Below are 21373 nucleotides of genomic sequence, written 5' to 3'. Positions count from 1 at the left end.
TATGTATTTATTTAAATAACTAAACGGGCTTGAGTTACCTCTTGCCCGTTTAAATGTAATAACTCTCTAATAATCAAATAAATAATAATTATTTATTATCATCAACTTCTTTGAAGTCCGCATCAACAACGTCATCTTCTGGTTTTGCATTACTACCAGCATTAGGTTGTTCTGCGCCAGATTGCTGTTGGGCAATTTCAAGTAACTTTTTAGATATTTCCATTAATGCTTGGATTTTTGCTTCAATTTCAGCTTTATCCTCACCACGAGCAGATACTTCTAAAGCAGAAACCGCATCTTCAATCGCTTTTTTATCATCTTCAGGTAATTGCTCACCCGCTTCTGACACTTGTTTACGCGTTGAATGAACTAAGTGGTCCGCTTGGTTACGAATTTGTGCTAACTCTTCAAATTTACGATCCGCTTCAGCATTCATTTCAGCATCTTGAACCATTTTTTGGATCTCTTCTTCACTTAATCCAGAAGAAGCCTTAATGGTAATATTTTGCTCACGACCAGTATTTTTATCTTTCGCTGATACATGTAAAATACCATCAGCATCAATATCAAAAGTTACTTCAATTTGAGCCATACCACGTGGAGCTGCTTGAATTCCATCAAGGTTAAACTGACCTAATGACTTATTATCACTAGCACGCTTACGCTCACCTTGTAACACATGAATAGTTACTGCTGATTGGTTATCTTCAGCTGTTGAGAAAACTTGACTATGTTTAGTTGGAATAGTCGTATTTTTCTCAATCAATGGTGTCATTACGCTACCCATTGTTTCAATACCTAATGATAATGGCGTAACATCAAGTAATAAGACATCTTTAACATCACCACCTAAAACACCACCTTGAACAGCAGCACCAACAGCAACAGCTTCATCAGGGTTAACATCTTTACGAGGCTCTTTGCCAAAAAAGTCTGCAACCACTTTTTGAACCATTGGCATACGTGTTTGACCACCAACCAAGATTACATCTTGAATATCAGATACTGATAATCCCGCATCTTTTAATGCTGTTTTTACCGGTTCCATTGAGCGTTTAACTAAATCTTCAACTAAAGACTCAAGTTTTGCACGAGTTACTTTAATATTTAAGTGTTTAGGGCCGCTTGCGTCAGCAGTAATATATGGTAAGTTAATATCTGTTTGCTGCGCAGATGAAAGCTCAATTTTCGCTTTTTCAGCTGCTTCCTTTAAACGCTGCATTGCAAGTGGATCATTTTTTAAATCAAAACCTTGCTCACGTTTAAATTCTTCAACTAAGTAATTAATTAAACGAGAATCAAAATCTTCACCGCCTAAATGTGTATCACCATTTGTCGCTAATACTTCAAATGTTTTTTCGCCGTCAACATCATCAATTTCAATAATTGAAATATCAAATGTACCACCACCTAAGTCAAAAACCGCGATAGTTCTGTTACCAACATCTTTATCTAAACCATAAGCAAGTGCAGCAGCTGTTGGCTCATTAATAATACGTCTAACTTCAAGCCCTGCAATACGACCAGCATCTTTAGTTGCTTGACGCTGTGCATCGTTAAAATAAGCAGGCACAGTAATAACTGCTTCAGTCACCGCTTCACCAAGATAATCTTCAGCGGTTTTTTTCATTTTCTTTAAAACTTCTGCTGAAATTTGTGGTGGTGCGATTTTTTGACCTTTAATATCAACCCATGCATCACCATTATCAGCTTTAACAATTTTGTAAGGCATGATACTTACATCACGTTGAACTTCCGCATCTTCATACCTACGGCCAATTAAACGTTTAATAGCAAAAAGTGTATTTTGCGGATTAGTTACCGCTTGGCGTTTTGCTGGTTGACCAACTAAGATTTCACCATCTTGTGTATAAGCAATAATAGATGGGGTTGTACGATCACCCTCGGCATTTTCTAACACTTTTGCCTGACCATTGTCCATTACTGCAACACATGAATTTGTTGTACCTAAATCAATACCAATAATTTTACCCATAATAATCTTCTCCTAAAAACCTGAATTTTATTTCTTGTATATAGGTATGAAATATTTTTTTTCAAGTCCCTAATAATAACAAGGAAATATTTGTTTCCTCATAGATGGGAGCATAATAGCTAATATCAAGGGGTAAAAATAAATTTTTTTTCAGTAGCTATTGATTGCGAGCTGGTCTCCCCTTATTATTGCAGCGCTTAAAGCATTAATTAAACTTTTAATAATTAGGAATTTTATGGAAAATACTAAACTTGCAAACCCGGGTCCTTTAGGCTTAATGGGATTTGGTATGACAACAGTTTTATTAAATATTCATAATGCAGGCTTTTTCCCTGCTGTTACAGCTATTGTTTCTATGGGTATTTTTTACGGCGGACTTGCTCAAGTTATCGCAGGAATTTTAGAATTCCGTAAAGGTAATACTTTTGGTACAACCGCATTTACGTCTTATGGTTTTTTCTGGATTGTATTAGTTGGGATCTGGTATTTACCAACAGCTGCAGCTACTGCGCCAACAGATAAAGTCTTTTTAGGCATTTTCTTAGCTTTATGGGGCGTTTTTACAGCCTTTATGTTTATAGGTACGTTGAAAGCAAATAAGGCATTACAGTTTGTTTTTGCAAGCTTAACTATCTTATTTGCTTTACTTGCTATTGGTAATATCTGTAATAATAGTACTATTATTCATATTGCTGGCTTTGAAGGAATTATTTGTGGTGCAAGCGCTATCTATTTAGCAATGGCTGAAGTTATCAATGAACAACATGGACGTACCATTTTACCAATCGGAGCACCTAAAGGTTCAAATCATTAATTAATTCGTTAAAATTTTATTGTAACACTTAATTATAGTAAAAAGCCCTTATCCTAGGGCTTTTTTATGGCTATTTTTTGAATAAGTCTTTACTGCCATGTGGGGCACTACGCGCATACTGTGGCGGCACAGTCACCTGAGCACCAAGTATTTTAGCTGCACGCCAAGGCCAATGTGGTTCAAATAACATATCGCGGCCTATTGCTACCATATCGGCTTGACCGGTTGAAACAATAGCCTCAGCTTGAATAGCTTGAGTAATAAGACCAACTGCAATAACAGGCATAGTAACTTGTTGCTTTATCTCCTGCGCAAAAGGGACTTGATAGTTTGGCCCCACTGGAATTTGCTGACGTATATCAAGGCCACCAGTTGATACATGGATATAGCTACAACCTAATTCGTTTAGTTTTTTAGCAAGTACGATTGACTGAGATAAATCCCAACCACCTTCAACCCAATCCGTTGCAGAAATTCGGATCCCAACACCTTTTTGTTTAGGAAATACAGATCTAATCGCCTTAAAGACTTCTATAACAAAACGTAAACGGTTATCAAGACTTCCACCGTATTCATCTGTTCTATGATTGCTTAAGGGTGATAAAAATTGATGAATTAAATAGCCATGAGCACCATGAATTTCAATAAAATCAATACCAGCGCGATCAGCTCTAATTGCTGCATCTGCAAATTGTTTTATTAAATTTTTAACTTCATCTGTCGTTAATTCTTTTGGTGTATCATAATTAGAATCAAAAGCAATCGCTGATGGCGCTATGGTTTTCCAACCGCCTTGCTCGATAGAAACATGTTTTTCATCTTTCCAAGGCTCAGGCATTGATGCTTTTCGGCCAGCATGAACAAGTTGGACAGCAATTGGCATTTTTGAATACTTACGGATTGATGAAATTAATGATTGCATAGCATGTTCTTGCTCATCCCCCCATAGACCTAAATCAAAAGGAGATAATCGACCTTCAGGGCTTATAGATGTCGCTTCTAAAATCATTAATCCAGCGCCAGAATGAGAAAGAGATCCATAATGCATTAAATGCCAATCAGTGGCTAAGCCATTTTTTGCTGAATATTGACACATTGGCGGAATAACGATTCTATTTTCAAAATGCTGATCACCTATTTTAATAGGACTAAATAGTTTACTCATCGAAAACTCCTTATTAATTTGGAAAATATTGAATTATTGATTACAAATTGATTATAATCTTTTTTTATTTTTTAGAAAGTATGCACTTTTTAGTATGATATGCACCAAAAGGAAAGTAATGTGGTAAAAACGCATAATAGAAGTTATTGATAAGAAGCCATTTGAATATACGCTTTCAATTATTGCGGGTAAATGGAAAATGAAAATTATCTATTTACTTATTTGCAGTGAAGTGGCTCGTTATGGTGAGATAAAACGTAGTATTACAGGGATTACACATAAAATGCTCAGCTCACAATTAAAAGAACTAGAACTAGAACTAGATGGCATTATTAATCGTAAAGAATATCCGCAGATCCCACCAAAAGTTGAATATACATTAACGACAAAAGGTAAAAGTTTAAAACAACTTATTAAAGATATATGTCAATGGGGAATAGAAAATGACAAATAAAGGCCAAACTATTGTTTGGCTTCAAGGCGGTTCATTTTTTTCATTTTTTGTTCAATTCGCTGACGTTTTAAAGGTGAAAGATAATCAACAAATAATTTTCCCATCAAATGATCCATTTCGTGCTGAATACAAATTGCAAGTAAGCCATCAGCATCAATCTCATAAGTTTCACCATCTCGATTTAAAGCTTTAATCTTAATTGTCTCTGCGCGTGAAACAAAACCCCGGCTATCAGGAACAGATAAGCAACCTTCTTCAATGCCTGTTTCACCATTTTTACACATTACTTCAGGATTGATAATAACATAAACTTGATCATGATTTTCTGATACATCAATAACAATAATTCGTTGATGAATATTAACTTGTGTTGCAGCAAGGCCAATCCCTTCTTCTGCATACATCGTTTCTATCATATCATCAATAATTTGCTGTGTTTGTGCTGTGATTTTTTCAACTGGTTTAGCAATTTTGCGTAGCCTTTCATCAGGAAAACGTAATACTGGTAAAATAGCCATAAATTTTTCGATTTGCCTCTAAATAGTTGTTCAATTATTCGGTATGTATTGTAAACACTAATTATATTAATGGGTAGCCTTTAATTCCTATTATTAAAATAGTGAGTGTATGAATAGATATGAGTTTTTAATTAGATTTTCAATAGTTGATAACAAAAAATCCTCAAAAATTAGGCAATACCTCTATCAAGTAGGTGATGATATTGATGATAATTTTTTACTACATCAACTTAAATTTAATTCAGAGCAGATAAAACAATTTTATCAATATGATATAACTAAAACATTAGATTGGATAAATAAAGATAATCACTTTTTAATTAGTTATAGCGATCAATTTTATCCAGAAAATCTAAAACAAATTAGTAATGCTCCTTTATTATTATTTGGTAAAGGCGATAAAAATTTATTAGCAACACCACAAATAGCAATGGTTGGTAGTCGAGCTTTTAGTGAGTACGGGGCTATGTGGGGACGTTATTTTGCCAGCGAACTGGCTATAAATGGATTAACGATCACCAGTGGTTTAGCGTTAGGTATTGATGCAATTTGCCATCGGGGAGCACTTGATGTAACAGGTAAAACAATTGCTGTTTTAGGAAGCGGCTTACAACATATTTTTCCTAAAACAAACTTTAATTTAGCTAAAGATATTATAGCAAATAAAGGCACAATTATTTCTGAATTTTTACCTGATAAATTAGCACTGCCAAAACACTTTCCACGCCGAAATCGTATTATTAGTGGCCTTTGCTTAGGTACCTTTGTAATTGAAGCATCAGAGAAGAGTGGATCATTAATTACCGCTCGTTTCGCACTAGAACAAAATCGTGATGTTTTTGCTTTACCTGGCGATATAGATAACTCAAATTGCAACGGTACTCATTGGTTAATTAAGCAAGGGGCTTATTTAGTCACAAAGCCAAATGATATATTGGAGCACTATTCAAGTCGTTTATCATGGATTAAAAAAAATATTGGGCAGACATTGGATAATTTACCCATTATTCATCCTGCAATTCTAGCGGTAATAAATAACCAAGCTATACCTATCGATATTATTGCAGATAAAGTAAGATTATCCGTTGCAGAGGTATCAGTAAAACTAATAGAGTTAGAACTTGAAGGATTAATTGAATCAGTGAATGGCGGCTATATTCGTAAGAAATACCTGTAATTATATAAACTTGTTAGCTTAAAAGTGCTAATATATTTAACAATAAAAGACGATTAAAATTAGCTATGACAATACTTTCATTAACTCAATCATGTAAAAAACTAAGCCTAGGTGAGGTTATTGCTTACCCAACAGAAGCCGTTTTTGGCTTAGGTTGCGATCCTGACAATAAAAATGCTGTATTAACCATTTTATCATTAAAAAATCGTCCCATTGAAAAAGGATTAATATTAATTGCTAGCAATTTTGAACAGCTGATCCCCTATATTGATCAGTCAAAAATAACTAGTCAGCAAAAAAAAATAATGCTTAATTCTTGGCCTGGCGCAGTGACATGGATTGTTCCTAAAAATAGTAATACACCTTATTTTTTAACTGGTCAGTTTGACTCAATTGCGATCAGAGTTACGGATCATTTTTTAGTTAGCAAACTTTGTACGTTATTTGATAAGCCAATTGTATCAACAAGTGCAAATCTTTCAGGCCAAGACCCTTGCCGAACAATGGCTGAAGTTGAAACGCAATTTGGTATCGACTTTCCTGTTTTGCAAGGAGAAATAGGTAAAAGAAAAAATCCATCAGAAATTAGAGATATAAAAACAGGGCAAATAATTAGGCAAGGATAAAGGGGAATAGTAATGAGAGATGCACTTTATATTGGCGTGATGTCAGGTACTAGCTTAGATGGCATAGATATCGCATTGGTGAATATAACTGAGAAGAAAATCTCATTTATTATTGGCGAAACCTACCCAATACCTGACAATATTAAATCTGATTTACTAACTATATGTGAAAAAAAGCAAAGCTCATTACAAAAATTAGGTGAAATTGATCATCAATTGGGTGAATTATATGCAACAATAATAAACCTTTTTATCGAAAAAAATAAAATAAATAATAAAGATATTATTGCGATTGGTTGTCATGGGCAAACTATTTTTCATTCACCAACTGGTAGTTATCCATTTACGATGCAAATAGGTGATGCCAATATTATTGCAGCTAAAACGGGGATCACAACTATTGCTGATTTTCGTCGTAGAGATATGGCTTTGGGTGGGCAGGGTGCTCCGCTAGTTCCGGCTTTCCATGATGCAATTTTTAGTGATCCCGATAAAAATAGAGTTATACTCAATATTGGTGGAATTAGTAATATTACCGTTTTAACACCAAATAAACCAATTATTGGTTATGATACCGGCCCTGGAAATGTATTATTAGATAGCTGGATAATGGCTAATTTAGTTAAAAGTTATGACAAAGACGCAACTTGGGCTAAAACAGGAAAAATAAATCAACAATTATTAAATGAATTTTTAATCGAAGACTATTTTAAGCAACCATATCCCAAAAGCACAGGTCGAGAGCTTTTCAATTTAGGCTGGTTAAAACAAAAAATATCGACATTTAATCTTCTTCCACAAGATATTCAAACAACCCTTGTTGAGTTAACAGTTAGATCGACAGTAAATGAATTATTAGCCAATCAATTATTAAATCCATCATTACCTTATGAATTACTGATTTGTGGTGGTGGTGCAAAAAATCCACTAATCATTGAACGATTTGATAAATTATTACCAAATTGGTTAGTTACTACAACAGATCAACAAGGAATAAGTGCCGATTATATGGAGGCGATTGCTTTTGCTTGGTTAGCTTACTGCCGAATAAATAATTTAGAGAGTAATATACCAAGTGTAACTGGCGCTAATAAATCAATAAGCTTAGGGGTAATATATCCCAAATAAGTACTCAAAAAGAGTGCAATATTTAATTACACTCTTTTTTGATTATATTAAGCCAAATTTATTTAAACCCTTGGCAATACCATCATTATTATTATCATCGGTAATAAATTCAGCTAATTTTTTTAATTGCTCAACGCAATTTCCCATTGCAATGGGATGATCAACTAATTCAAACATTTCTATATCATTTAAGCCATCACCAAATGCATAAGTTGGTACATCTGAAAATTTTTTATTTTCGAGTAGTTTTTTAATACCAAATGCTTTTGAACCACCATGATTAAAAACATCTACACAATATGGGGTATTACGTATAAAAGATAATTCAGGGAATAGCTTAATATATTGTTCTTCACCTTCTTCACAAAGTAGAAGTAACATTTGAATTGGTTCATTACGATAAATATCTTGATCGACAGGCGGCACAGACTGCTTTAAATATTGATAAAATTTTATTGCTGGATCGCTTAATTCCGAAATTCGCATAATTTTATCACTGTAGAATGAAAGCGGGATATTTGTTTTAGTTTTTGAATAAGCCATTACTTTATCAATCACGCTAATATCAATATTATTAGAAAAAATATGCTCTCCTTGATAAAAAACAGATTGGCCATTCATAGCAACAATTGAATCAATTTTAGCTTGCTTCATAATATGTTGCACTTCACAAATCGTTCTACCCGTTGCAATTACTGGCATAATATTATTCTTATGAAGAATATTTATCGCTTCAATAGTACTTTTAGCAACTGTTACATCACTCGTTAGTAATGTTCCATCTAAGTCAAAAAAAACAATTGCATCAGGTTTATTATTCATTAATTACTCCATAACATCATAAATTAAATACGGTTTTAATAAAAGGAATAGTAAGTTTCCTCTGCTCTGTTATTGTTATTTTATCAAGTTTATCAAGCAGATTTGATAATGTTTTCATATCGCGATCAACACGTTTTAGTAAAAATAATCCTACGTCTGTTGGTAGCTCAAAACCTCTTAATAATGCTCTAAGTTGCAATGCATATAGTTTATCTTCATCACTAAGTTCTTTTAATTGATAAACTTGACCCCACTCTAATCTAGAAATTAAATCCGGTAAAATAAAAGGTACCTGCTTAGGTGATGCATTACTAGTAATTAGGAGTTTACTATTATTATTTTCAAGTAGGCGATTAAAAAGATCAAAAATAGCCACTTCCCATGCCTTGTTACCCGCAATTTTATCAATATTATCTAAGCAGACAAGATCATAATCATCAAGTCCTAATAATATATCAGGCTCTAATAAAAAATGCTGTTCAAGGGGGATGTAACTAATTCGCTTATCTAAATGAGATAAATAATAACAAGATGCATGTAATAAATGCGTTTTTCCTGATAAAAAAGCGGACCAGGTATATAGTGAATAAAACCCAGATTTATTTAAAATTTCTTTTAAATAATTAAGTAAAAGTAAATTATCACCAGTATAAAAGCTGGTAAATGTTTCTGTATCTGGTAATGAAACAGGTAAAACTAACTGCTGGGAATTAATTGCTACTACCTCATAATATTTATATAACTTAGCTAGTATAAATTCTAGTGCTTAAAAAGCAATATTATTTATGATAGCTAATTAAGGTAGAAAAACTACCTTAATTTTATGGAGATCAAGAGCGAGGCAGAATAAGATTTAAAACAATTGCTAAAATCCCGCATAAACTTATGCCCTCTAAAACATATGATCCAAAATCAAAAATCATTCCACCAATACCAAATACTAAAACAAGTGCGGTAATACACATGTTACGAGATATTGATAAATCAACTTTATGTTTAACCAAAATATTAACGCCAACCGATGCGATTGAACCAAATAATAAAACCATAATTCCGCCCATAACAACTGATGGAATAGAAGCAAGAAAAGCACCAACCTTACCAATAAATGACATAGCAATAGCCCAAATAGCGGCCCACGTCATGATACGAGTTTTAAAATTACGTGTTAGTGTTACAGCACCAATAACTTCTGCATAAGTAATACAAGGAGGCCCACCAAAAAATCCTGCGACAGAAGTTGCAAGACCATCACCTAATAATGTTTTTTGTAATCCAGGATTTTTAGTATAATCTTTACCTGTTACACTACCAATAGCCATAATATCCCCAACATGCTCAATTGTTGGCGCAATAACAATTGGGATCATATAAACAATAGCCTGCCATTTAAACTCAGGAAAGGTAAAACTCGGCACAGAGAACCAAGGCGCATTAATTACAGGCTGAAAATCAACCAATCCTAAAAAACAAGAAAGTGCATAGCCAACAAATATTCCTGAAATAATTGGAACTAATTTAAGGATACCTTTCGCCCAAATTGCAACGATAAGCGTGGTAATAAGTGATGCCATTGAAATAATAATTAATTGATATTTAGGTAAAGAAGCATCAATACCTGAACCCATTGCCATATTAACGGCGATAGGAGCTAAAGATAAGCCAATAACCATAATAATGGGCCCTGTTACAACGGGAGGTAATATTTTGTTAATAACATCAGCGCCATTTATTTTCACTAAAAATGAAAAAAATATAAAAACAAATCCAGCTACGACTAATCCTCCCAGCGTAGCTGGAATACCCCATTGCGAAACACCATAAGAAATTGGCGCAATAAATGCAAAAGATGAAGCTAAAAAGACAGGGACTTTACCGCGCGTTGTTATTTGGAAAATAATAGTACCAACACCAGCTGTAAATAAAGCAACATTAGGATTTAATCCTGTTAATAAAGGAACCAAAACTAATGCACCAAATGCAACAAATAGCATTTGCGCACCAATTAAAACATCAACCCAAGAATGTTTATCGTTTTCTATGGTTTTTGTTATTTTATTTAAACTCATAAATTATACTTCTCTTTCTCTGTTAAATAATAGACATAAAAAAACCGGCTAAACCGGTCTTAAAATAAAATTTTATTTGGTACCGAAGATCTTATCTCCAGCATCGCCAAGTCCTGGAATAATATAACCTCGTTCATTAAGTTTCTCATCGATTGAAGCTGTATACAATTCAACATCTGGATGTGCTTTTTCTAAAGCATTAATACCTTCTGGCGCCGCAACTAAAACCAATACTTTAATATGTTTACAACCTGCTTGCTTAAGTAGATCAATTGTTGCAATCATAGATCCACCTGTTGCAAGCATTGGATCAACAACTAACGCCATACGATTTTCAATATCAGAGGTTAATTTTTGAAAGTAGGGAACTGGTTCAAGCGTTTCTTCATTGCGGTAGAAGCCAACAACACTTATTCGAGCACTAGGAATATGTTCAAGCACGCCATCCATCATACCTAGACCTGCTCGTAAAATAGGTACTACAGTGATTTTTTTACCTTTGATTCGTTCAACTTCAATTTGACCACACCAACCCTGAATAGTCACTTTTTCGGTAGGTAAATTTGCAGTTGCTTCATAAGTTAGTAGGCTACCAACTTCGCTTGCTAAATCTCTAAAATCTTTGGTTGAAATATCATGCTCACGCATTAAGCCAATTTTATGGCGTACCAGAGGGTGTTTTACTTCAACTATTTTCATGAAAGGCCTCAGTTGTTATTAATCAATATAGCAATAACTGCTGATGTAAAATTTTAACATAACTCGCTCGAATAAGCGAAAATTAGTTAAATAATTTAACTTACTCATTACTATTATTTTTTATCATAATTAAATTTCGTTCAGCATTAAGATTTGGAACATTGAGTTTTATTACATCCAAAATAGTAAATTTGCTGGGTAAAGATTTTAACTCTTCTTGAGAAGCTATGCTTTTTAAAGCATAAAAAATACCATTATCGTTAGGTAAATGGTGACACCAATTAAGCATATCATTTAATGAAGCAAAAGCTCGACTAATAACCCCATCAAATTGATAAGCGGTATATTCTTCAATACGACTTTGAATAGGGTTTATATTATCAAGCTTTAGTTCAAATTGAACTTGTTTTAAAAATCTAACACGCTTACCAAGGCTATCAACAAGGTCAAATTTTTTATCAGGATTTATGATAGCAAGTGGTATTCCCGGTAGGCCAGGACCTGTTCCTACATCAATAAATGAATTACCCTGCAAATAAGGTGATACAACTAAGCTATCCATAATATGCTTAGTTAACATCTCATTAGGATCACGAACAGAGGTTAAATTATAAGCTTTATTCCATTTATTAAGCATTTCTACGTAACAAATAAGAAGATCTAATTGTTGTTCACTAACGATTAGATCTGTTTGTTTAAGAAGATTAACGAGTTTAATTTTTAACATAATTTATTAAGCTTTATTTTTACTTATATAATTTTTTTTCTTCAAATAGACTAATAACATCGATATAGCAGCTGGTGTAACACCTGAAATACGTGAAGCTTGGCCAATTGAAACCGGTTTATGTTGTTTTAATTTAGCAACAACTTCATTAGATAGACCTGATATTTCAGCATAATCAATAATATCAGGTATTAATGTTTCTTCACTACGTTTTTGACGCGCGATCTCTTCTATTTGCAATTTGATATAACCATCATATTTAACTTGAATTTCAACTTGTTGCATTGCTTGTTCATTATCAATACCTGGAGCAAATAAAGATAGCGATTTTAATATTTTATAGTCCATTTCAGGGCGTTTAAGAAGCTCCTCACCATTTGCTTCTTTAGTTAAATTAGCACTAAGTACAGAATTAACTTCATTAATAGAATCAATATGAGGATGAACCCAAATATCACGCAGACGAGCGCGTTCATGTTCAATAGCTTCAATTTTTTGATTAAAATGTTGCCAACGATTATCATCAACTAGACCTAATTTACGGCCAATTTCTGTTAAACGAATATCAGCATTATCTTCGCGTAACATTAAACGATATTCAGCGCGAGAGGTGAACATTCGATAAGGTTCATTAGTACCTAATGTACAAAGATCATCAACTAATACACCTAAATAAGCTTGATCGCGTGTTGGATACCACTGATCTTCTTCATAAACAAATCTTGCCGCATTTAAACCAGCAAGTAGTCCTTGTGCAGCAGCCTCTTCATAACCTGTAGTACCGTTTATTTGACCTGCTAAAAATAATCCCTTAACAATCTTACTTTCAAGGGTTGGTTTTAGATCCCTTGGATCAAAATAATCGTATTCAATTGCATAACCAGGTCTAATTATATTTGCATTCTCAAGCCCTTTCATGCTTCTGACAAAGGCGAGCTGAGTATCAAATGGTAGGCTTGTTGAGATACCGTTAGGATAAATTTCATTACTGTCTAATCCTTCGGGCTCAAGATAAATTTGATGAGAATTACGATCAGCAAAACGCATTATCTTATCTTCAATCGATGGACAATAGCGAGGACCAACCCCTTCAATAACGCCTGTATACATAGGACTTCTATCAAGACTGTTACGAATAATATCATGAGTTTTTTCATTAGTTTCGGTGATATAACATGGAATTTGTTTTGGATGCTCACTAGCATTACCTAAAAAAGAAAAAACAGGAACAGGATTATCGCCTGCTTGAGTACCTAATTGGGAGAAATTTATTGTTCTTGCATCAATTCTTGGTGGTGTACCAGTTTTTAGTCGGCCCATTCTAAATGAGTATTGATGAAGTGATTTTGATAAACCAATTGAAGCAGGATCGCCTGTTCGGCCTCCACTGTAGTTATTTAATCCTATGTGGATCTTTCCGTCTAAAAAAGTACCGGCAGTTAAAACAACCGCTTTAGCTTTAAATTTAACGCCCATTTGAGTTATGACACCTGTTATCTGATCATTTTCAATGATCACATCTTCAACAGATTGTTGGAAAAGCATTAAATTTTCTTGATTTTCGAGTGTAATTCTTACTATATCACGATAGAGAGCGCGATCAGCTTGAGCTCTTGTTGCCCTAACAGCAGGTCCTTTACTTGCATTTAAAATTCTAAATTGAATTCCTGCTTTATCTGTTGCATGGGCCATTAAGCCACCCATCGCATCAATTTCTTTAACCAAGTGACCTTTACCAATACCGCCAATAGCAGGATTACAAGACATTTGCCCTAGTGTATTTATATTATGCGTTAGCAGTAATGTTTTTCTGCCCATTCTGGCAGAGGCCATAGCTGCTTCAGTACCTGCGTGACCACCGCCAACAATGATGACATCAAAAAGATCTGGGTAAAACATAATATCCTCAACTTACTTCAAATAAAAATGGGTAACTAAACACATAGGGATAAATAAGAATGACAAATTTTACTCGTCTTTTCGATAAGGTCAAATGATCTATTTTGGATCGTTAATTAATTAAAAAGATCTTTTATATCTTTTTCTTATTATTTTTACTACTACTGAGCTTTGATCTTGTGAGTAACTGCTTTTTATTGTTATTTTTTAACTAGTTAATCTGATTTTTACTCTGTTAATAGATCTATTTTTGATCTGTTTAAAGTTGAGGATAACTTACCTACTTATCCACAGCCAATATCTGTTGATAAGTTATTTAGTTGATATTAACACCTTAGTGATCATGTTGATCACAATTTTATCCACAGAAAATAAGTTTAACTGCTAGTTTTTTATATTTTAATTGTATAAAAAATATACTTATAGATCGTTTAATTTTATATTTCCCTTATTTAGATCCCGTTATTATATTATTATTAACTTCTATTTTAGTATAAATTAAAAAGGCACAATTATGTGCCTCTTTCTTTTATTTACTATATTTTAGTGTGCTTCATCCCAATTATTACCGATCCCTATATCTACTTTTAATGGAATATCTAATTTATAGCAATTTTCCATAATAAGTTTGATCTGTTTTACGATAGGATCAACGTGATCTTCTCTTACTTCAAAAACTAATTCATCATGAACTTGCATGATCATTTTGATCTTATCATTTTGCGTTTTTATAAATTTATCCATATCTATCATAGCTGTTTTTATAATATCAGCAGCCGTACCTTGCATAGGTGCATTGATCGCTGCGCGCTCGGCTCCGCGCTTTTCTATACCATTAGATGAGCTTATTTTGGGTAGATAAAGCCGTCTTCCTGATAATGTTTCAACATAGCCTTTTTCAGCAGCAAGCAGCCGAGTATTTTCCATATAGCGTTCAACACTTGGATAACGCTTAAAATAACTATCAATATAAAATTTTGCTTCATGTCTTGGTATTTTAATTTGTTTTGATAAACCAAATGCACTCATACCATAGATTAAACCAAAATTAACGGCTTTAGCTCGTCTACGCTCTTCTGATGTGACGTCTTGTTCATGTTTACTTAATATTTCGCTAGCCGTAAAACGGTGGATATCTTTATCATTAGCAAATGCATCAAGCAGATTTTTATCTTGTGATAAATGAGCCATGATGCGAAGCTCTATTTGCGAGTAATCAGCAGAAACAATTTTATAGCCTTTTGGTGCGATAAAGGCTTGTCGTATTTTACGGCCTTCTTCATTACGTACGGGGATATTTTGTAAATTAGGATCGTTGGATGATAATCGCCCCGTTACTGTTCCTATTTGATTATAATTGGTATGAATACGGTGATCTTTTTCGCTAATCATTAACGGCAATTTATCGGTATAGGTATTTTTTAATTTAGCAAGACCACGATATTCTAAAATTAATTTAGGTAATTCATAATCGCTAGCTAATTCACTAAGCACTTCTTCGTTAGTTGAAGGATCACCTTTTGGCGTTTTCTTAATTATTGGTAATTGATTTTTTTCAAATAAAATAACTTGTAATTGCTTTGGCGAGGCAATATTAAACTCCTCACCGGCTAAAAGATGGATTTGCTTTTCTAATTGTTCTAATTTTATTTTTAATTGTTTAGAATGCTGATTTAACTGTTTTTCATCTATCAAAACACCTGTTCTTTCCATATTTGCTAAAATAATTGCTAACGGCATTTCAATGTTTGTAAATAGTTTTTTCAGTTGCTCATCTTTTTCAAGAATTGGCCATAAATTATTATGTAATAGTAGTGTTATATCGGCATCTTCACTGGCATAAAGTGAGGTTTGTTCTATATCAACCATATCAATGGTAATTTTTTTTCTATCCACTTTGGTTAATTCATCGTAAGTAATCGTTTTATGGTTTAGATATTTTCTTGCCATACTGTCCATATCATGCCGTTCATTACTATTTAACACATAAGATTCTAACATGGTATCAAATGCAATCCCTTTAACTGTAATTCCGTTATTAGCTAGAATGCAGTAATCAAATTTTACATTTTGACCTATTTTTTTGATATTTTCATCTTCGAATATTGGTTTTAGTTTTTCAATTACTTCTTCAATACCGAGTTGCTTTGGTACCCCTAAGTAATAGTGATGAATTGGTATGTAGCAAGCTTCATTTGGGTTTATGCTTAGTGAAATCCCTACTAATTGTGCATGAAAATGATCAATACTATTCGTTTCTGTATCAAAGGCAAAAAGCTTGGCTGATTTTAATTTTACAACCCAATTATCAAGCTGTTCAGTAGTTAATATCGTTTGGTATTCTTTTTCATCATTTTGTGCATTTTTTAATTTATTATCTTCAATATCGTTAGCTATTAATGTTTCATTTGTTGTTATAGCTTTAGTTTTAATAAAAGCTCCATTTTGCAAATCATTTAGCCATCGATTGAACCCATGATATTCAAAAAATTCTTTAAGTTTATTATTATCATAAGGTTCCTGTTTTAATTGATCATTAGTAAAATCAACCGGTACATCAGTTTTAATAGTTGCAAGTAAATAGGAAAGACGAGCATCTTTTTCATTATCAATTAATTTTTGCTTAACTGATTTAGCCCCACGAATTGATAGCTTATCGACATTATCAATATTTTGATAAATATCATTGATACCTGAAAATTCAGTTAATAAGCTTGTTGCAGTTTTTTCACCAACGCCCGGTACTCCAGGAATATTATCTGAACTATCGCCCATCAACGCTAAAAAATCGATAATTTTAGTTGGAGGTACCCCAAATTTTTGCTCTACGCCTTTTGGATCTAAAATTACATTATTCATGGTGTTTATTAAGGTTATTTTATCAGATACTAATTGTGCCATATCTTTATCACCCGTACTGATTAGTACCTCTAAACCTTCAGCTTCAGCCTGTTTAGCAAGGGTTCCAATCACATCGTCGGCTTCAACACCCTCAATACAAAGTAATGGTAAGCCCATTGCTTTTAATATCGCATGTATTGGCTCTATTTGAACGCGTAAGTCTTCTGGCATAGCTTCACGAGTTGCTTTATATTCACTATATATCTCTTTTCTAAAAGATCCACCCTTAGCATCAAAAACAACCGCAATATGGGTCGGGTTATATTGATTAATTAAGCTTCTAATCATGTTTGTAACGCCATAAATAGCACCACTGGGTTCTCCTTTAGGATTGGTTAAAGGAGGTGTCGCAAAAAAAGCTCTATAAAGATAAGATGAACCATCAATAAGGATAATCGGGTTTTGACTTGACATAATAAATTCACTTGTTAAGTAGGAATATTAATTATGAGTATACTAAAAAGTGATAAAAATAGAAAACGCGCTTTAATGCGCGTTTTCTATATAAGGCAAACAAATAATTATTTTAGTGTGGTTAAATAATTTACTGTATGAGAATAATCGTTTAATAATGCTTCGCCAGATGTGCTATTTAACCCTTGAGGATTAATTAAATATTTACCATTAACATAAAAGCTAGGAATGCTTGATGGTTGTAACTCTTTTCTAGCTGATTCTTGTTGTGCAATAAATGCTTTAACTAAAAAATTATTTTTCATACTATCATATTTAGCATTATCAACACCTAAATTAGCAAAAACACCTTTAATATCATCGGCTGTTTTTATTGTTCTATCGCGTTGTATGCCATTATAAAGATTAACGCCAACATCATCTGAAATACCTAATATATTAGCTATTGCCCAAGCTTCTGATAATTCAGGTGCTAGCGGGCCAAAATCACTTAGACTGTATTTTTTAAATGTAACGCCTTCAGGTAATCTATCTTTTATTGTTTTACCTAACTTTAGTTCGTCATCTAAACGAAAACAACTTGGGCAGTTAAATGAGAAAAACTCAACGACTTCTTTTTCTGGAGCAACAAATTTAGGTAAAACAACATATTGTTTTCCTTCTTCAATTTGTACTGATTCGTTTGTTTGTAACTCAGCTGCAAAGACACTAAATGAAAATAATATTGCACTTAATGTAACAAAAAATGTTTTAATCATTATAAAAAACTCCTAATAAAATCGTTAGCTTGATTATTTGCTATTTAATAATACCACGCGCTTTTAGTAACGCGGTTTTAAAATCATCTTCATAATCTTTTTTTATTCCAGGAATAGCCTGGTTTTTATCTGCATTGCGCATTTTTAAATGATAAATAAGTATTTCATCACTTAAATTATTCAAGTCACCGTCAAATCCTGCCTCTTTAGCTAATTTACTTAAAAATTGTAATAGATTCAGATCGGATTCTTTTTGCCACTCAGGCTCTAAAAGCTCAATCAATTCTTCTATTCTATGACATGCCATAATTCTTTTACCTATTTATTTTAAAAATTTATGTTTATTATGCAATCTTTAGACTGATTGAGTATATACTCATCACTATCAATACAGTATTTGACTACTAATATTCTTAAATTCAGTAAGATTAACAATTGAAACATTATAATATTACTGGCTTGAGTATAGTAATGCTATTTTTAATTTTATCAATGCAAAATGAGTAGAAGTTATGTTAAAAATTCCTATAACAGCGATTATTCTTGCTGGTGGAAAAAGTGCGAGAATGAATGGTAATGATAAAGGTCTTTTATTGCTAAAAGATAAACCTCTTTATTGTCATGTTATTGATAAAATAAAGCCACAAGTCAATACTATTATGATTAATAGTAATAGAAATATAGCGCTTTATCAGCAAACAAATTATAAGGTTATCAATGATGCCTTGCCTGGGTTTTTAGGTCCACTTGCAGGTATTTATTCTGGGCTCATCAATAGCCAAACAATTTGGAATTTAGTTGTTAGCTGTGATACACCGTTTTTACCGACAGATTTAGTTACGAGGCTTAAACAAAAAGCTATTAATCATCAAGCTGCATATGTTTTTGATGGAGAAAAACATCATCCAACAATTTTACTTGTAAGGCGTGAACTGGCAGAAAAAATAGAACAGTATTTGATACAAGGCGATCGGAAATTAATGCTATTTTTACAAACTATTGATGCTGTAGCGGTTGATTTTAGTGATGAAAAACAATTGTTTATTAATATTAACACGCCCCAAGATTTAAATTTTTGGAATCAATCATTATGAAGTTAATCGGTATTTGTGGCTATAGTGGTAGTGGTAAAACAACATTATTAAAAAAACTAATTGTTTTGCTAAAATCTTATAATATATCTCTAGCTGTTATTAAACATAGTCATCATGATATGGATATTGATACTCCAGGTAAAGATAGTTATGAGCTTAGAAAATCAGGTGCTGAGCAAATTATTGTTGCATGTGATAATCGTTGGGCGCTTATTGATGAAACACCTAGCAATAAGATAGATTTAGCAGACTTGGCTAATAAATTTGATACAGTTGACCTAGTATTAGTTGAAGGATTTAAAGATGAAAAAATGGCTAAAATAGTGTGTTATCGAGAGGCAAACCACAAACCTCTTTTTTATGATGAATATACAATTGCGATTGCAACAGATCATGTTCTTGATATCAATATTAAGCAACTTGATATTAACAACGCACTAAGTATTGCTAATTTCATAAAAGATAACTTAACTGATAAGTAAGATGGATAATGTGTGCTTTTACTATGAAGATATTTAGATTCTTTAGAAAAATAATAATAATTTTTATCGCTATTTCACTATTTTTCGTATGCTTATTTCGCTTTATTGATCCCCCCGGCACGATGCTGATGCTTGAACAAAAAATGGGTAATTTTGATAAGAAACAGCAACGAACTTGGCGTGATTTTAATGATATTTCAGATAATATTAAAATTGCTGTTATTGCCGCTGAAGATCAAAATTTTGCTAATCATTTTGGCTTTGATTTACGTGCTATTGAGCAAGCTATAACGCATAATGAAAATAATCAAACAATTCGTGGGGCAAGTACGATCACGCAGCAAGTTGCAAAAAATCTTTTTTTATGGCCCTCAAGGAGCTTTGTTCGTAAAGCATTTGAATTTTGGTTTACACTATGGATTGAACTCTTTTGGTCAAAACAGCGAACACTTGAAATATATCTAAATAGTGTTGAGTGGGGAGAGGGGATTTTTGGTATTCAAGCTGCTTCTCATCACTATTTTCACACTAGCGCAAATAATTTAACTCTTGATGAAGCTTGTTTGCTTGCTGCTATTTTACCTAATCCTCGTAATTTAAGTCCTGTTAATCCTAATGAAAATATCAGAAATAAAGCTAATTGGATAAAAAAACAGATCCAAAATTTAGATAAAAATACTTATTTAAAAGAGATTAATGATGATTAACTAGAGTGTTAGTTAACTAATAATAGAATTTTTAACTATCTATTAAAAACTGTTTTACAAATTCAGGAATAACTTCACTTGCGGGCCCATATACTTTTGTTTTAAATAAGCTCTCTTTCAATGAGGGTTCTAAATTTAGTTCAATAGTTTTGGCTCCAAATTGATTCGCAATTTGTACAAATCCGGCAGCAGGGTAAACATTACCTGATGTGCCTATTGAAATAAAATAGTCGGCATGTTCTAATTTGTTATAAATGCGTTCCATTTGGAGTGGGATCTCTCCAAACCAAACGATATGTGGCCGAATATTGTGATTTTTTGAATACTCGATATCATTAAAGCAATCAGCTATTTTTCCTGTTTTTTCATTGCGAACTTTAAGTAGTTCGCCATGCATATGGATAATATTTTTAGAACCAGCTTTTTCATGTAAGTTATCCACATTTTGGGTTACAACAGTGACATTTTCGCGACCTAATTTATTTTCAAGCTTAGCTAAAGCAATATGCGCTTTATTTGGTTTAACGGTTGGCGATTGTAACTTTCGCCGTAACATATTGTAAAAATTATGTACCATATTCGGATCGCGCAGATAACCCTCATATGTTGCAACATCATCGACGTTATAGCCTTCCCACAAACCATTTTGTGCACGAAAAGTCGATAATCCTGATTCTGCTGATATTCCTGCACCTGTTAAAATAACAATTTTTGTGGGCATTATTGTTTCCTATAAAGGATAATATCTAAAAATTATTTTAACATAAAATGAATAAATCATTATTTATATTTAAAACAATAGGTTAGAGTGGTAATATAGAAGTAATTTTATTTATTACAAAACTATATAAGTTTATTTTTTCTTTTTTTATTTAGTATTAGTATACAAATTGCTATTATATTAGGTCGAAAATTAAACGTGA

The 21373-nt window shown here is 32.8% G+C and carries 21 protein-coding genes; 8 read left to right on the top strand and 13 right to left on the bottom strand.

Features of this window, described 5'->3' with window-relative positions; all coding sequences use genetic code 11:
• Nucleotides 1-88: 88 nt before the first annotated feature.
• Entirely contained in the window at nucleotides 89-1996 is a 1908-nt protein-coding gene (gene dnaK / locus RHO14_00685; protein ID WVD71334.1) for a molecular chaperone DnaK, read from the bottom strand.
• Nucleotides 1997-2231: 235 nt separating this feature from the next.
• Here dnaK and satP point away from each other — a divergent pair, with 235 nt between their 5' ends.
• Nucleotides 2232-2810 (top strand): acetate uptake transporter, encoded by a 579-nt coding sequence (gene satP / locus RHO14_00680; protein WVD71333.1) that lies wholly within the window; start codon nucleotides 2232-2234, stop codon nucleotides 2808-2810.
• Between the two features lie 70 nt (nucleotides 2811-2880).
• Here satP and RHO14_00675 read toward each other — a convergent pair whose 3' ends face one another.
• A complete protein-coding gene (locus RHO14_00675; GenBank protein ID WVD71332.1) occupies nucleotides 2881-3975 on the bottom strand; it encodes an NADH:flavin oxidoreductase/NADH oxidase in 1095 nt (364 codons plus the stop codon).
• A gap of 133 nt (nucleotides 3976-4108) precedes the next feature.
• Between RHO14_00675 and RHO14_00670 the strand changes: the two genes are divergently transcribed.
• The gene (locus tag RHO14_00670) at nucleotides 4109-4429 is read left to right on the top strand and encodes a helix-turn-helix domain-containing protein (protein ID WVD72482.1); all 321 of its coding nucleotides are present in this window, start codon (nucleotides 4109-4111) and stop codon (nucleotides 4427-4429) included.
• Between the two features lie 8 nt (nucleotides 4430-4437).
• Here RHO14_00670 and def read toward each other — a convergent pair whose 3' ends face one another.
• Complete coding sequence (gene def, locus RHO14_00665) at nucleotides 4438-4947, bottom strand: peptide deformylase (protein ID WVD71331.1); 510 nt, start codon at nucleotides 4945-4947, stop codon at nucleotides 4438-4440.
• 109 nt (nucleotides 4948-5056) lie between these two features.
• Here def and dprA point away from each other — a divergent pair, with 109 nt between their 5' ends.
• The 3 genes from dprA to RHO14_00650 all read left to right on the top strand — a co-directional run bounded on the left by dprA (nucleotide 5057) and on the right by RHO14_00650 (nucleotide 7878).
• Complete coding sequence (dprA, locus tag RHO14_00660) at nucleotides 5057-6124, top strand: DNA-processing protein DprA (GenBank protein WVD71330.1); 1068 nt, start codon at nucleotides 5057-5059, stop codon at nucleotides 6122-6124.
• A gap of 65 nt (nucleotides 6125-6189) precedes the next feature.
• Nucleotides 6190-6750 (top strand): Sua5/YciO/YrdC/YwlC family protein, encoded by a 561-nt coding sequence (locus RHO14_00655; protein WVD71329.1) that lies wholly within the window; start codon nucleotides 6190-6192, stop codon nucleotides 6748-6750.
• Between the two features lie 12 nt (nucleotides 6751-6762).
• The gene (locus RHO14_00650; GenBank protein WVD71328.1) at nucleotides 6763-7878 is read left to right on the top strand and encodes an anhydro-N-acetylmuramic acid kinase; all 1116 of its coding nucleotides are present in this window, start codon (nucleotides 6763-6765) and stop codon (nucleotides 7876-7878) included.
• A 42-nt stretch (nucleotides 7879-7920) separates the two neighbouring features.
• Here RHO14_00650 and RHO14_00645 read toward each other — a convergent pair whose 3' ends face one another.
• The 9 genes from RHO14_00645 to RHO14_00605 all read right to left on the bottom strand — a co-directional run bounded on the left by RHO14_00645 (nucleotide 7921) and on the right by RHO14_00605 (nucleotide 18474).
• Nucleotides 7921-8700 (bottom strand): Cof-type HAD-IIB family hydrolase, encoded by a 780-nt coding sequence (locus RHO14_00645; GenBank protein ID WVD71327.1) that lies wholly within the window; start codon nucleotides 8698-8700, stop codon nucleotides 7921-7923.
• A 16-nt stretch (nucleotides 8701-8716) separates the two neighbouring features.
• Complete coding sequence (gene hda / locus RHO14_00640) at nucleotides 8717-9415, bottom strand: DnaA inactivator Hda (protein ID WVD72481.1); 699 nt, start codon at nucleotides 9413-9415, stop codon at nucleotides 8717-8719.
• A gap of 115 nt (nucleotides 9416-9530) precedes the next feature.
• On the bottom strand, nucleotides 9531-10769 hold the full coding sequence (locus RHO14_00635) for a uracil-xanthine permease family protein (protein ID WVD71326.1): 1239 nt from the start codon (nucleotides 10767-10769) through the stop codon (nucleotides 9531-9533).
• 72 nt (nucleotides 10770-10841) lie between these two features.
• Nucleotides 10842-11468, bottom strand: coding sequence for a uracil phosphoribosyltransferase (gene upp, locus RHO14_00630; protein WVD71325.1), 627 nt, complete (start codon nucleotides 11466-11468; stop codon nucleotides 10842-10844).
• 100 nt (nucleotides 11469-11568) lie between these two features.
• The gene (gene rsmG, locus RHO14_00625; protein ID WVD71324.1) at nucleotides 11569-12195 is read right to left on the bottom strand and encodes a 16S rRNA (guanine(527)-N(7))-methyltransferase RsmG; all 627 of its coding nucleotides are present in this window, start codon (nucleotides 12193-12195) and stop codon (nucleotides 11569-11571) included.
• Between the two features lie 6 nt (nucleotides 12196-12201).
• Complete coding sequence (gene mnmG / locus RHO14_00620; GenBank protein WVD71323.1) at nucleotides 12202-14094, bottom strand: tRNA uridine-5-carboxymethylaminomethyl(34) synthesis enzyme MnmG; 1893 nt, start codon at nucleotides 14092-14094, stop codon at nucleotides 12202-12204.
• A gap of 543 nt (nucleotides 14095-14637) precedes the next feature.
• Complete coding sequence (polA, locus tag RHO14_00615; GenBank protein WVD71322.1) at nucleotides 14638-17409, bottom strand: DNA polymerase I; 2772 nt, start codon at nucleotides 17407-17409, stop codon at nucleotides 14638-14640.
• Nucleotides 17410-17516: 107 nt separating this feature from the next.
• Nucleotides 17517-18167 carry a DsbA family protein gene (locus RHO14_00610; protein ID WVD71321.1) on the bottom strand — a complete coding sequence of 217 codons (651 nt, stop codon included), beginning with the start codon at nucleotides 18165-18167 and terminating at the stop codon, nucleotides 17517-17519.
• 40 nt (nucleotides 18168-18207) lie between these two features.
• Nucleotides 18208-18474 (bottom strand): YihD family protein, encoded by a 267-nt coding sequence (locus RHO14_00605; protein WVD71320.1) that lies wholly within the window; start codon nucleotides 18472-18474, stop codon nucleotides 18208-18210.
• A gap of 205 nt (nucleotides 18475-18679) precedes the next feature.
• Here RHO14_00605 and mobA point away from each other — a divergent pair, with 205 nt between their 5' ends.
• From mobA to mtgA, 3 genes are read left to right on the top strand one after another with little or no spacing between them, the layout of a single operon-like run.
• Nucleotides 18680-19261: a molybdenum cofactor guanylyltransferase MobA gene (mobA, locus tag RHO14_00600; protein WVD71319.1), complete on the top strand. Its 582-nt coding sequence runs from the start codon at nucleotides 18680-18682 to the stop codon at nucleotides 19259-19261.
• Nucleotides 19255-19743, top strand: coding sequence for a molybdopterin-guanine dinucleotide biosynthesis protein B (mobB, locus tag RHO14_00595; GenBank protein WVD72480.1), 489 nt, complete (start codon nucleotides 19255-19257; stop codon nucleotides 19741-19743). The genes mobA and mobB overlap by 7 nt, the downstream gene beginning before the upstream one ends.
• A 23-nt stretch (nucleotides 19744-19766) precedes the next feature.
• The gene (gene mtgA, locus RHO14_00590; GenBank protein WVD71318.1) at nucleotides 19767-20450 is read left to right on the top strand and encodes a monofunctional biosynthetic peptidoglycan transglycosylase; all 684 of its coding nucleotides are present in this window, start codon (nucleotides 19767-19769) and stop codon (nucleotides 20448-20450) included.
• Nucleotides 20451-20481: 31 nt separating this feature from the next.
• Here mtgA and cobB read toward each other — a convergent pair whose 3' ends face one another.
• Entirely contained in the window at nucleotides 20482-21171 is a 690-nt protein-coding gene (cobB, locus tag RHO14_00585) for an NAD-dependent protein deacylase (GenBank protein WVD71317.1), read from the bottom strand.
• Nucleotides 21172-21373: the final 202 nt, after the last annotated feature.

Source organism: Orbaceae bacterium lpD04 (assembly GCA_036251935.1).
In the GTDB taxonomy this organism is placed as follows: domain Bacteria; phylum Pseudomonadota; class Gammaproteobacteria; order Enterobacterales; family Orbaceae; genus Orbus; species Orbus wheelerorum.
This window is presented reverse-complemented; position numbering and strand designations above follow the sequence as displayed.